At 36.5% G+C, this 12,760-nt stretch carries 12 protein-coding genes; 11 read left to right on the top strand and 1 reads right to left on the bottom strand.

Going from position 1 to position 12,760, the window contains the following annotated elements; genetic code table 11:
- Positions 1 to 81 precede the first annotated feature (81 nt).
- From OLM53_RS10805 to OLM53_RS10755, 11 genes are read left to right on the top strand one after another with little or no spacing between them, the layout of a single operon-like run.
- Positions 82 to 612, top strand: a complete 531-nt coding sequence (locus OLM53_RS10805; protein WP_264520247.1) for a complex I 24 kDa subunit family protein — start codon at positions 82 to 84, stop codon at positions 610 to 612.
- A gap of 4 nt (positions 613 to 616) precedes the next feature.
- The gene (gene nuoF / locus OLM53_RS10800; protein WP_264520246.1) at positions 617 to 1,984 is read left to right on the top strand and encodes an NADH-quinone oxidoreductase subunit NuoF; all 1,368 of its coding nucleotides are present in this window, start codon (positions 617 to 619) and stop codon (positions 1,982 to 1,984) included.
- Between the two features lie 18 nt (positions 1,985 to 2,002).
- Complete coding sequence (locus tag OLM53_RS10795; RefSeq protein WP_264520245.1) at positions 2,003 to 3,058, top strand: 2Fe-2S iron-sulfur cluster-binding protein; 1,056 nt, start codon at positions 2,003 to 2,005, stop codon at positions 3,056 to 3,058.
- Positions 3,051 to 4,082 (top strand): NADH-quinone oxidoreductase subunit NuoH, encoded by a 1,032-nt coding sequence (nuoH, locus tag OLM53_RS10790; protein ID WP_264520244.1) that lies wholly within the window; start codon positions 3,051 to 3,053, stop codon positions 4,080 to 4,082. The genes OLM53_RS10795 and nuoH overlap by 8 nt, the downstream gene beginning before the upstream one ends.
- Positions 4,083 to 4,094: 12 nt before the next feature.
- On the top strand, positions 4,095 to 4,646 hold the full coding sequence (locus tag OLM53_RS10785; protein WP_264520243.1) for a NuoI/complex I 23 kDa subunit family protein: 552 nt from the start codon (positions 4,095 to 4,097) through the stop codon (positions 4,644 to 4,646).
- On the top strand, positions 4,646 to 5,158 hold the full coding sequence (locus tag OLM53_RS10780; RefSeq protein ID WP_264520242.1) for an NADH-quinone oxidoreductase subunit J: 513 nt from the start codon (positions 4,646 to 4,648) through the stop codon (positions 5,156 to 5,158). The genes OLM53_RS10785 and OLM53_RS10780 overlap by 1 nt, the downstream gene beginning before the upstream one ends.
- Position 5,159: 1 nt before the next feature.
- On the top strand, positions 5,160 to 5,480 hold the full coding sequence (gene nuoK / locus OLM53_RS10775) for an NADH-quinone oxidoreductase subunit NuoK (protein ID WP_264520241.1): 321 nt from the start codon (positions 5,160 to 5,162) through the stop codon (positions 5,478 to 5,480).
- 6 nt (positions 5,481 to 5,486) lie between these two features.
- Positions 5,487 to 7,364 (top strand): NADH-quinone oxidoreductase subunit L, encoded by a 1,878-nt coding sequence (gene nuoL / locus OLM53_RS10770; RefSeq protein WP_264520240.1) that lies wholly within the window; start codon positions 5,487 to 5,489, stop codon positions 7,362 to 7,364.
- 10 nt (positions 7,365 to 7,374) lie between these two features.
- Positions 7,375 to 8,811 carry a complex I subunit 4 family protein gene (locus OLM53_RS10765; RefSeq protein WP_264520239.1) on the top strand — a complete coding sequence of 479 codons (1,437 nt, stop codon included), beginning with the start codon at positions 7,375 to 7,377 and terminating at the stop codon, positions 8,809 to 8,811.
- A 9-nt stretch (positions 8,812 to 8,820) separates the two neighbouring features.
- Entirely contained in the window at positions 8,821 to 10,191 is a 1,371-nt protein-coding gene (locus OLM53_RS10760) for an NADH-quinone oxidoreductase subunit N (protein ID WP_264520238.1), read from the top strand.
- A gap of 52 nt (positions 10,192 to 10,243) precedes the next feature.
- Positions 10,244 to 11,278, top strand: coding sequence for an aldo/keto reductase (locus tag OLM53_RS10755; protein ID WP_264520237.1), 1,035 nt, complete (start codon positions 10,244 to 10,246; stop codon positions 11,276 to 11,278).
- On the opposite strand, the gene OLM53_RS10750 is transcribed toward OLM53_RS10755, so the two are convergent.
- Positions 11,279 to 12,661, bottom strand: a complete 1,383-nt coding sequence (locus tag OLM53_RS10750) for a PQQ-dependent sugar dehydrogenase (RefSeq protein ID WP_264520236.1) — start codon at positions 12,659 to 12,661, stop codon at positions 11,279 to 11,281.
- Between the last annotated feature and the right edge of the window lie 99 nt (positions 12,662 to 12,760).

Here is a 12,760-nt window from a genome sequence, read left to right as displayed (position 1 = left end):
ATGAATTTTAAATTCTAAATTATTCCAAACATTTAAAATTTATAATTTAAAATTTATAATTCAAAATTTAAAATAATAAAAATGGAAAGATCACACATCAAACAAGAGATAAACATTACTGAACCCTTGATGGCTCGCATCAATGAGTTAATCAGTCATTATCCAGCCGATAAAAAGAAATCCGCTTTATTGCCTGTTTTACATGAAGTTCAAGATGCTCACGACAATTGGTTGAGTATTGAATTACAAGATAAAGTCGCCGAGATTTTAGAAATATTACCTATTGAAGTATACGAAGTAGTTACTTTTTATACCATGTTCAACCAAAGACCAATAGGAAAATACATGTTCGAATTCTGTCAAACTGCTGCTTGTTGTCAAAACGGCGTTGAAGATTTGATGGATTACACTTGTTCTAAATTAGGCGTAGGCATTGGCGAACCCACTGCTGACGGTATGTTTGAAGTACGTGGTGTAGAATGTTTAGGAGCCTGTGGGTATGCACCAATGATGCAGTTAGGTGATTTCTATAAAGAGCATTTGACAAAAGAAAAAGTAGATCAGTTAATTGCTGATTGCAAAGACGGAAAAATCACTTTACACGATAAATAATATCATGGGGAGAAAAATATTATTAGACAAAATCAACGTTCCAGGCATTAAAACCTATGAAGTCTATCGTCGTGAAGGCGGTTATGCTTCGGTAGAAAAAGCCCTGAAAAAAATGACTCCAGATGAAGTAGTGGAAGAAGTAAAAACTTCGGGACTTCGTGGTCGTGGTGGTGCGGGTTTCCCTGCTGGAATGAAATGGAGTTTTATCGACAAAAAATCGGGTAATCCAAGACATTTGGTTTGTAATGCCGATGAGTCGGAACCGGGTACTTTCAAAGACCGTTATTTGATGGAATACATTCCTCACCTTTTGATTGAAGGAATGATTACGTCGAGTTATGCTTTGGGTGCTAACCTATCCTACATCTACATCCGTGGAGAATATATGTGGGTTTACAAGATTTTAGAGAGAGCCATCGCCGAAGCAAAAGCTGCTGGTTGGTTGGGTAAAAATATATTAGGCTCGGGCTACGATTTAGAATTGTTTGTTCAAATTGGAGGCGGAGCTTATATCTGTGGAGAAGAAACGGCGCTTATTGAAAGCTTAGAGGGAAATCGTGGGAATCCTCGTTTGAAACCACCCTTCCCTGCTGTTAAAGGACTTTGGCAAAATCCAACCGTAGTAAACAATGTTGAAACGATTGCAGCTGTGCCTTGGATTATCAATAATTCAGGCGCTGATTATGCTGGTATTGGAATTGGCCGTTCTACGGGAACTAAATTAATTTCGGCCTCTGGAAATATCAAAAACCAAGGCGTTTATGAAATTGAATTAGGAGTTTCTGTATATGAATTCATGAATTCCGATGAATATTGTGGTGGAATGCAAACCGACAGACCTTTGAAGGCATTAGTGCCAGGAGGTTCTTCAGTGCCAATCTTACCAGCGCATTTAATCTATAAAACTGCTGCCGGTGAAGACCGTTTGATGACTTACGAAAGTTTGTCTGACGGTGGATTCGCGACCGGTTCGATGTTGGGTTCAGGAGGATTTATTGTATATGACGACCGAACTTGTATCGTTCGTAATACTTGGAATTTTTCTCGTTTCTATCACCATGAATCATGTGGGCAATGTACTCCTTGCCGTGAAGGTACAGGTTGGTTAGAAAAAGTATTGCACAGAATCGAAAACGGACACGGACGTGAAGAGGATATCGAATTATTATGGAGTATCCAATCCAAAATTGAAGGAAATACCATTTGTCCTTTAGGAGATGCGGCTTCATGGCCTGTTGCTGCGGCGATTCGTCACTTCAAGGATGAATTTGAATACCATATTCGTTTTCCTGAGAAAGTAAAAAACAGAGATCACTTTGTAGCGGAACCTTTTGAAAAAGTGAAGCATTTAGTGGCCAAACAAGAAATATAAAGACTAGAATTTCATACAATGAAAGTAACCATAGACGGTCAAGAAATTGAAGTAGAAGCAGGGACAACCATCCTGCAGGCTGCTCGTATGATTGGTGGAGAATCAGTTCCGCCAGCCATGTGTTATTATTCGAAACTAAAAGGAACCGGCGGAAAATGTCGTTGTTGTTTAGTGGATGTTACCAAAGGTAGCGAAGCCGATCCAAGACCGATGCCAAAACTTGTTGCCTCTTGTGTAACAGGTTGTCAAGATGGAATGGAAGTAGCCAGCAAAAAATCAGATAGAGTAACTGAAGCGAGAAAAGCGGTAACCGAATTCCTTTTGATCAATCACCCATTAGATTGTCCGGTTTGTGACCAAGCAGGAGAATGTGATTTACAGAACTTAAGCTTCGAACACGGAAAATTACAACAACGTTTCATTGAAGAAAAAAGAACTTTTGAGCCAGAAGACATTGGGGATAAAATCCAATTGCACATGAACCGTTGCATCGTTTGCCAACGTTGTGTAGAAGTTGCCGATCAATTAACAGATAAAAGAGTTCACGGGGTTTTGAATCGTGGAGACCATTCCCAAATTTCTACTTGTGTTTCAGCAGCGATTGATAATGAATTTTCTGGAAACATGATTGATGTTTGTCCGGTTGGAGCTTTAACAGATAAGACTTTCCGATTCAAATCAAGAGTTTGGTTCAACAAACCTTTTAATGCACACAGAGAATGTACTACACCGGGTTGTTGCGGAAAAACAACTTTATGGATGTTCGGAAACGAAATTCAGAGAGTAACTGCTCGTAAAGACGAATACCACGAAGTAGAAGATTTCATCTGCAATACTTGTCGTTTTGATAAAAAAGAAGTTTCGGATTGGGTAATTGAAGGTCCTAGAAAATTTGAGAAAGATTCGGTTATCAATCAAAATAAACATTACGGAAAATTAGATTCAGTTGTCATTGATACGGAAAAAGGAATCCTTCAAGGTAGAGATATCGACCGTAAAAAAATTAGTATGTCTGAGATTGAATACAACGAAAAAATAGATGGTAACCCAGTAAATTCAAAGAACAATGGATAGTGCCTTTATTATAGAAAAAAGCGTTTTGATTATAACCGTATTTGCCGTTACCATGATTATGGCGATGTATTCCACATGGGCTGAGCGTAAAGTGGCGGCTTTTCTTCAAGACAGAGTTGGTCCAAATCGTGCCGGATGGGGAGGTTTATTACAACCGCTTGCTGATGGTATGAAATTATTTGCCAAAGAAGAATTTGAGCCTAATACACCCAATAAATTTTTGTTTTTCGTAGGACCCGCTATTGCGATGAGTACGGCTTTGATGACCAGTGCTGTAATTCCTTGGGGAGATAAATTGGAAATCTTCGGAAGAACGGTTTATTTGCAAGCTACTGATATTGATGTTTCTTTATTATACATTTTCGGAGTGGTTTCTGTTGGTGTGTATGGGATCATGATTGGGGGTTGGGCATCCAATAATAAATTCTCTTTAATGGGAGCGGTTCGTGCAGCATCACAAATGGTTTCTTATGAGGTGGCGATGGGACTATCAATTATTGCTTTAGTAATGATGACTGGAACCTTGAGCTTAAAAGAAGTTTCGTTGCAACAACAAGGTATGAACTGGAATGTGTTCTACCAACCCGTAGGATTCTTAATATTCCTAATCTGTGCTTTCGCTGAAACAAATCGAACTCCGTTTGACTTGGCCGAATGTGAATCAGAATTAATTGGTGGATATCACACTGAATATTCTTCCATGAAAATGGGATTCTATTTGTTTGCCGAATATGCTAACATGTTTATTTCATCAACGATTATTGCGGTGCTTTATTTTGGTGGATATAACTATCCTGGTATGCAATGGATGGTAGATCATGTAGGGGTGAATACTGCGAATGTTTTAGGAATCGGAGTTTTATTTGTCAAAATATGTTTCTTCATATTCTTTTATATGTGGGTGCGTTGGACGATACCGCGTTTCAGATACGATCAATTGATGAACTTGGGTTGGAAGATTTTAATTCCGCTTTCTATCATCAACATTATAATAACAGGAATTTGCATTTTAGCTTTTAATTAAGATACAGCAATTATGTCAACAACAATACAAAGCATTTCGCTTTCGGGTCACAAAAAGCAAGTTTCCAATAAGGAAATGACTTTCTTGGAGCGCCTATATTTAGTAGCCATCTTTAAGGGTTTACTAATTACCATCAAACACTTTTTTAGAAAAAAAGCCACTATTCATTACCCAGAACAAGTACGTGAATTCAGCCCAGTTTATCGTGGACAACACATGTTAAAACGTGATGAACTAGGTCGTGAAAACTGTACCGCTTGTGGTTTATGTGCTCTTTCATGTCCAGCAGAAGCTATCACTATGAAAGCCGCTGAACGTAAAAAAGGAGAAGAACATTTGTACCGTGAAGAGAAGTATGCCGAAATCTATGAAATCAATATGTTGCGTTGTATTTTCTGTGGGTTGTGTGAAGAGGCTTGTCCAAAAGACGCTATCTACTTAACGATTTCAAAAGAATTGGTTCCTGCTCAATACAACAGAGAAGATTTTATTTTCGGAAAAGATAAATTGGTTATGCCTTTAGAAATGGCTATGAAAAACACTCAACTTAAAAACGCTAACTAATGTCGCCTATATTAATTACATTCTACTTTTTATCGGCCATTACGTTGGCTTCGGCGTTTTTGACTATTTACAGTAAAAACCCTATTCACAGCGCTATTTATTTAGTGATTTGTTTCTTCTCGATTGCGGGTCATTATTTATTATTTAATGCCCAGTTTTTGGCTATTGTACACATTATAGTTTATTCTGGAGCCATTATGGTGCTCTTCCTTTTTACTATCATGTTAATGAATTTGAATAAGGAAGATGAAGTCCATAAGCCTCGTATTACAAGACTTGGCGCTATCACAGTTTTTATATTAATGAGTGTTGTTTTGGTAACGATTTTCATTAATTCGAAAACGATTATGGGTGATTATGACTCTTCTGGAGAAGATTTTCAATCCATCAAAAAACTAGGAACAGTATTGCTTAATGAATACATGGTGCCTTTTGAATTTGCTTCTATCTTATTGTTAGTGGCTATGATTGGTGTTGTTTTATTGTCTAAAAAAGAAAAAACCGAAAAATAAAATGAATAATATTTTAAATCAAATAGGTATAGAAAACTACATTTTCCTTTCGGTACTGTTGTTTTGCATCGGAGTTTTTGGTGTATTATATAGAAGAAATGCGATTATTGTATTCATGTCTATCGAAATAATGTTGAACGCTGTAAATCTATTGTTTGTAGCCTTTTCAACTTATCATCAAGATGCCGAAGGACAAGTATTTGTATTTTTCTCGATGGCAGTTGCCGCTGCAGAAGTTGCTGTAGGTTTGGCCATTTTAGTTTCGGTGTATAGAAATGTCGGCTCTATTGATATAGCTAATTTAAAGAACTTAAAAGGATAATCAGGGATGGAAACAAAATTAGCTTTACTATTACTCTTATCTCCATTTGTTGGATTTCTTTTCAATGTTTTCTTTGGAAAAAAAGTAAGCCGAAACGTTTCGGGTGCTATCGGAACGCTAACTGTAGTGGTTTCTTTTTTACTAAGCATTTGCTTTTTTACCCAATTACAACAATCAGGAAAACCATTTGAATTTGCTTTATTCGATTGGATTTCGGTTCATAATTTCAGTTTAAGTTTCGGAATTTTATTAGATCAATTGTCATTGCTTTGGTTATTATTCGTTACCGGAATTGGTTCCCTAATTCACTTGTATTCTATCAGCTACATGCACGATGATGAGAATATGCATAAATTCTTTGCGTATTTAAATCTGTTTGTTTTCTTTATGATTACACTTGTTATCGGAAGCAACTTATTAGTAATGTTTATTGGATGGGAAGGCGTTGGATTGTGTTCGTATTTATTAATTGGATTTTGGTATAAAAACCAACCTTATAATGATGCTGCTAAGAAAGCCTTTATCATGAACCGTATTGGGGATTTAGGTTTCCTTATCGGAATGTTTATCATTGCCTCAATGTTCTCTACTTTAAATTATACTGAATTGAGAACCGCTCTTGCTGCAGGTAATTCAGATACTGCGATGTTGGCACTTGCTGCTTTATGTTTATTTATTGGAGCTTGTGGTAAATCGGCTCAGTTGCCTTTATATACTTGGTTGCCTGATGCGATGGCTGGTCCTACACCTGTTTCGGCCCTAATCCACGCTGCTACGATGGTTACCGCTGGTATTTTTATGGTAACTAGAATGAACATCTTATTCGACTTAACTCCAAGCGTTCAAAATATAATTGCTATTGTTGGAGCAGCAACTGCTTTAGTAGCGGCTTCGATTGGTTTATTACAAAACGACATTAAAAAAGTATTGGCTTACTCTACCGTTTCTCAATTGGGATTAATGTTCTTGGCATTAGGATTGGGAGCTTATAATGTTGCTGTATTCCACGTAATCACTCATGCTTTCTTTAAAGCTTGTTTGTTCTTAGGTTCGGGTTCTGTAATTCACGGATTGCATGGTGAACAGGATATGCGAAAAATGGGTGGTTTGCGCAAAGCAATGCCAATCACCTTCTGGACTATGATGATTTCTACTTTAGCGATTGCTGGTATCTTCCCTTTTGCTGGATTCTGGTCCAAAGATGAAATCTTAATGGTTGCTTTTGAACACAATAAAGTATTATGGGTTGTGGCTTCTATAGCTTCAATAATGACAGCTTTCTATATGTTCCGATTGATGTACTTGACCTTTTTCAAAGACTTCAGAGGAACCGAAGAACAAAAACATCATTTGCATGAAAGTCCAAGTCTGATTACTATTCCTTTGGTGATATTAGCGATTTTAGCTTTCGTTGGTGGTGCCATTAATTTACCAGGAAGTAATTGGTTAAACCACTTCATTGAACCCATATTAGGAATAAAACACGAAGAACACGCTTTAGGAAGCAACGAATATATGTTAATGGGAATTGCATTGGCTGGAGCAATATTTGGTATTCTTTGGGCTTACTCAAAATATATCAAACAAAGTTTTGTACCAAAAGAAGATGCGGACATTACTGGCTTTGCAAAAACAGTTTACAACAAATATTACGTAGATGAATTTTACACGTTCCTTATCGTAAGACCGTTAAACAGTTTGGCTAATTTCTTTAGAACCACTTTAGAACCCGCTTTAGGAAATACTGTTTTCAGTTTGGGAACTGTTGCTAATGGAATTGGAAAACAAGGTAAAAAATTACAAAACGGCAGTATTGGTTTGTACTTATTTGCTTTTGTAATTGGCGTTGTTGTCATCGTAACTTATTTATTTATAGCTCAATAATTTTTACATAATGGATGTAACTACTATATTATTATTACTTCTCGTTGGTGCCATAGCCACGTTTCTAGCAGGAGATAAATTAGCTTCTAAAGTCGCACTGGTTTTCAGTTTAGGTGCTTTAGGCTTGTCCTTGTATTTGTTAAACTTATTGAGTCAAGGGGCTGACATCAGTTTTATGGGAAGTTGGATTGATAATCCAAAAGTAGCTTTAGCTTTCAAAGCAGATGGCTTATCTATGGCAATGATCCTATTGACGACAGCTTTAACTCCGTTGATTATCTTTTCCTCTTTTGGAAATACGTTTTCAAATGCCAAAAGTTTTTATGCTTTAGTGCTGTTTATGTCATTCGCTATGACAGGAACATTCTTAGCCGCTGACGGATTATTGTATTATATTTTCTGGGAATTGGCTTTGATTCCGATTTACTTTATTGCTTTGATTTGGGGGAACGGAGATGCTGAAGAGCGTAAAAAAGCAGTCTTGAAATTCTTTATCTATACTTTAGGAGGTTCATTATTCATGCTAATTGCTTTTGCTTATTTGTATTCAAAAGCAGGAAGCTTTTTATTGGAAGACTTATACAAATTAGATCTTACGGCTAACGAACAATGCTGGGTTTTCTTCGCATTCTTCTTAGCTTATGCCATTAAAATTCCGATTATTCCTTTCCATACTTGGCAAGCAAAAGTGTATCAAAAAGCACCAACTGTTGGAACAATGCTTTTATCAGGAGTTATGCTAAAAATGGGATTGTACAGCGTTATACGTTGGCAATTACCTATTGCTCCAGAAGCTGCAAAAACCTATATGCCGATATTAATCGGTTTAAGTATTGCTGGTGTAATTTATGGTTCTATTGTGGCTTTACGTCAAAAGGATTTGAAAAAATTATTGGCTTATTCTTCATTGGCTCACGTTGGTTTAATTGCTGCGGGATGTTATACATTAACGCTTGACGGATTAAGCGGTGCGGTTTCTCAAATGATAGCTCACGGTTTTGTGATTGTAGGGTTGTTCTTTGCTGCTGAAATCATTTTCAGAAGATACGAAACGAATAAAATCGAGGATATGGGAGGCATTCGTTCCCAAACACCAAAGTTCACTTCTATGTTTATGATTTTGGTATTAGCATCGGTAGCATTACCCGGAACTTTCAACTTTGTGGGAGAGTTTACCGTATTGTATAGTTTAAGTCAAGCTAATATTTGGTTTGCTGTCTTAGGGGGAACGACTATCATTTTGGGCGCTTATTACATGCTGAAAATGTTCCAAAATACGATGTTAGGAGAAACGAACACAAGAGTATTTGCTGATGTCACAACCAGTGAAGCGATTACGTTTATCATCATTATTGCCTTTTTATTATTCTTCGGATTGTATCCAAAACCTATCGTGGATTTGGTAACCCCAAGTTTAAAAGAAATTTTAACCAACATTAATAACTAAGTCCTACCAATGAATACATTAATTGCCATATCAGGTTTAGGTGTTTTTTGCCTTATCGCTGAAATCTTTAATTTAAGAAAGCTGTTAGTTCCAGTAGCGGTACTTGGTTTATTAGCCATTCTTGGACTTACCATCTCCGAGTTTAACACGCCAGGAGCTTTCTACAATAATATGATTGTTGTAGATAAATTCTCTGTTGCTTTTTCTAGTTTATTTATTGTTTTAACTATCTTTTTAGTAGCGTTATCTGGTGATTTTTACAAAGACCATCCTACTAAAATATCCGATTTTATTGCCATTAAAATATTCCTTTTAGCGGGCGCTGTTGCTATGGTTTCTTTTGGAAACTTATCCATGTTCTTTTTGGGAATTGAAGTGTTATCCATCTCATTATATGTATTAGCGGCTAGCCGAAGATTGGATATTAAAAGTAATGAAGCTGGTATGAAATATTTCCTATTAGGTTCATTTGCTTCAGGAATTATTCTATTTGGAATTTGTTTGATTTATGGTGCTACTGGTTATTTTGACATAGCAGAAATCAAAGATTTATCACAAGGTGCTGGATTACCAATTTGGTTCCCAATAGGAATTACTTTGATGCTTATCGGGATGTTATTCAAAATTGCAGCTGCTCCGTTTCATTTTTGGGCGCCTGATGTTTATGAAGGCTCTCCATCCATGACCACAGCCACAATGAGTACTTTAGCAAAAGTGGTAGCGATGGCAACCTTGTACAAATTATTGAGTGGTATGATGACGGCTTTATCACCAACATTTGAAATGGTGATTGTGGTGGTTTCTATTCTATCAATGACCGTTGGAAATATTATGGCTTTACGCCAAAAGAATGTCAAACGTATGTTGGCTTTTTCCGGGATTTCACATGCTGGATTTATGTTGATGGCGATTCTAAGTTTATCATCGGCGGCAAGCACACTTTTATATTATACCGCAGCTTATGCCTTAGCTGGTATCGCTTCTTTTGCCGTAATTATTTATGTTACTAAAGACAAAGACAACGAAGATATTGAGAACTTTAACGGTTTAGGAAAAACCAGTCCTTTATTGGCTGCAGTATTAACTGCCTCACTATTATCGATGGCTGGAATTCCAATTTTTGCCGGATTCTTTGCGAAATTTATGTTGTTTAGTCAAACTATTAAAGCAGGCTTTATGGTAGTAGTAATTGCAGGTGTAATTAACTCTATAATAAGCATAGGCTATTATTTCAAATTAATTCTCGCGATGTATACTAAAGACGCTTCTGAAGAAAAGAGAGCTGTTCCTTTTGTATATTACTGCGTAGCCGTAGTGGCCATTTTACTTAACATTCTGATGGGAATTTATCCCTCATTCGTGACTAATTTATTGAGCTAAAAAAGAGATTTAGTTTAGTGCATTAGCCTCTCATTTATTTTGAAAACACAAAATGAAGTACACCACTTTACCCAATACTACCGTAAAAGTTAGTAAAGTTTGTCTTGGCACCATGACCTTTGGCGAACAAAATTCAGAAAGCGAGGCACATGCTCAATTAGATTATGCTATAGAAAAAGGCGTTAATTTTATTGATACTGCTGAAATGTATCCTATTGCTGCTAAAGAAGCTACACTTGGTGAAACGGAAAGATATATTGGGACTTGGTTAAAAAAATCTGGTAAAAGAGAAGATTTAGTTATCGCTACCAAAATCGCTGGTCCAAATCGTGGTATGGGATACATTCGCAATCCATTAGATTTTTCAAAGAAGAGCATTCACGAAGCCGTGGATTTGAGTTTAAAAAATCTTCAAACCGATTATATCGATTTGTATCAAATGCATTGGCCAGAAAGAATTATGAATATGTTTGGGCAACGCGGTGTTTCAAAAATTGACCCTAATTGGCAAGAAAATTTCTTTGAAGTATTGAGTGTTTATGATGGTTTAATCAAAGAAGGAAAGATAAAGCATATTGGAGTTTCTAATGAAAATCCGTATGGTGTAATGAAATTCATTAGCGAAAGTGAAAAACATAATTTACCCAGAATTATAACCATTCAAAATCCATTTTCATTGCTGAATCGTTTGTATGAAGTAGGTCTTTCGGAAATTGGCATGCGCGAAAATGTAGGTTTGTTAGCTTACTCCCCTTTGGCCTTTAGCTTTTTGACTGGGAAACATTTGAATGGCACTTTACCGACATCTCGTTTAGGTTTATTTCCTCAGTTTACAAGATATTCAAACGACAATTGTCATCGAGCCACAAAACTTTACCATGAATTAGCTCAAGCCAACGGACTAACTTTAACCCAGATGGCTTTAGCTTTTGTTAACCAACAAGATTTTGTGACCTCAACTATTATTGGTGCCACCACTATGGAACAACTTAAGGAAAATATTGTTGCTTTTGAAACGGTTTTAACACCAGAGATTATTTCTGAGATTAATAAAATTCAGGAATTAATTCCAAATCCTGCACCTTAATTATTCTATGATTAATTTTGATTGATATTGATTCCCTGTAGAATCTTCAACAGCAATCATATAAAGTCCACTAGATAAAGACGTAATATTTATAGAAGGGTTACTATTGTTTTCTAGTGTTTTTATCAATACTAATTTCCCCGTAAGGTCAACTATTTTGAGTTTGGAAAGTGATATTTCTGTACTGTTTTTAATGAAAATTTCAGTTTTGGCCGGATTAGGATAAAAACTCAAACCACTTTTATTAAAATTATTTATTGCCAAAGAAGTATCAATAATTTTGTAAAGAGTGCTGTTTCCTTTGCTAGCTATATACAGTTCCCCATCCTTGTCTTCACCAAAAGTAGTGAATGCTCCACCAGAAAGTGCCGGAGTCCAAGTAATAACTCCCGATGCGTTTACTAAGCCAATTTTATTAGTACAATAGTCTGCACAGAAATAATTATTTTGGAAATTTGGAAAAGCTGTCCCAGTATATAAAAATCCTCCAGTAATAGAGCAACCACTAGTAGCGGCATGAGTATATTGAGCAAAAGGAGCAACAGTAGTTTCAAAAGCAGGACAAATACCCGATGTGTTATAATTTGCCGAACCTTCATAACAACGCCATCCAAAATTCAAACCTGTTGGTAACGGACTTGTGATTTTATCTATTTCTTCAACATTACTTTGACCCACATCGGCTATCCACAAATCACCATTCAATCGGTTAAAAGAAAACTTCCAAGGATTTCTCATACCAATAGACCAAATTTCATCATTGCCATCAATGCCGACGTAAGGATTGGTTGGTGGAATACCATAAGGAGAAGCAGAATCAACATCTATACGCAACATTTTGCCTAAATTTTCATTTATGTTTTGGGCTCTGTTTTCGGGATCTCCAGATGAACCGCCATCACCCAGTCCAATATATAAATAACCATCAGGGCCAAACTTTAAACTACCGCCATTATGATTATTATAAGGTTGTGCAACCGTTAGTAAAACAGTTCCGCTTGAAGCATCAGCAACGTTTGGGTCGGCAGAAACCGTATATCTTGCAATAACCGTGGCGGCATCACCTGCACGAGTATAGTTTATATAAAAATAGCCATTAGTCGCATAATTGGGATGAAAGGTCAAGCCTAATAAACCTCTTTCATTACCTGCCGTACTTATGGTTGCTGTGGTTAAAGTTAAAAATGGAGTAGCATTAACAGAACCGTTAGAGTTAACAATTTTAATAATCCCTCCTTGTTGCACTACAAACAAACGAGAATCGCCCACTGGATGTGTTATTTCTGTTGGCGAGGTAAATCCGGTAGCGAAACTTTGTAAAGCAACTGTTTGAGCGTTTACAGTAAAACTAAAAAATGATAAAAGAAAGAGTAGTTTTTTCATAGTGGAGCTTTTTGTTTCGTAAAGCTACAAATAAAAAGTTTATTGTCAACTACTTATAAAAAACGCAATCGGTTAGGATTGTGTTGAAAATCTTTCACA

It is taken from the genome of Flavobacterium sp. N1994, assembly GCF_025947145.1.
Classification (GTDB): Bacteria; Bacteroidota; Bacteroidia; order Flavobacteriales; family Flavobacteriaceae; genus Flavobacterium.
Note: the sequence above shows the minus strand (reverse complement) of the source record. Positions and strands in the feature narration are given on the sequence as shown.

Bases quoted from the DNA above. Each gene is read 5' to 3' on its own strand.
- OLM53_RS10760 (WP_264520238.1), top strand. From the start codon at position 8,821: ATGAATACATTAATTGCCATATCAGGTTTAGGTGTTTTTTGCCTTATC.
- nuoH (WP_264520244.1), top strand. From the start codon at position 3,051: ATGGATAGTGCCTTTATTATAGAAAAAAGCGTTTTGATTATAACCGTA.
- OLM53_RS10750 (WP_264520236.1), bottom strand. From the start codon at position 12,661: ATGAAAAAACTACTCTTTCTTTTATCATTTTTTAGTTTTACTGTAAAC.
- nuoK (WP_264520241.1), top strand. From the start codon at position 5,160: ATGAATAATATTTTAAATCAAATAGGTATAGAAAACTACATTTTCCTT.
- OLM53_RS10805 (WP_264520247.1), top strand. From the start codon at position 82: ATGGAAAGATCACACATCAAACAAGAGATAAACATTACTGAACCCTTG.
- OLM53_RS10765 (WP_264520239.1), top strand. From the start codon at position 7,375: ATGGATGTAACTACTATATTATTATTACTTCTCGTTGGTGCCATAGCC.
- nuoF (WP_264520246.1), top strand. From the start codon at position 617: ATGGGGAGAAAAATATTATTAGACAAAATCAACGTTCCAGGCATTAAA.
- OLM53_RS10755 (WP_264520237.1), top strand. From the start codon at position 10,244: ATGAAGTACACCACTTTACCCAATACTACCGTAAAAGTTAGTAAAGTT.
- OLM53_RS10795 (WP_264520245.1), top strand. From the start codon at position 2,003: ATGAAAGTAACCATAGACGGTCAAGAAATTGAAGTAGAAGCAGGGACA.
- nuoL (WP_264520240.1), top strand. From the start codon at position 5,487: ATGGAAACAAAATTAGCTTTACTATTACTCTTATCTCCATTTGTTGGA.
- OLM53_RS10785 (WP_264520243.1), top strand. From the start codon at position 4,095: ATGTCAACAACAATACAAAGCATTTCGCTTTCGGGTCACAAAAAGCAA.
- OLM53_RS10780 (WP_264520242.1), top strand. From the start codon at position 4,646: ATGTCGCCTATATTAATTACATTCTACTTTTTATCGGCCATTACGTTG.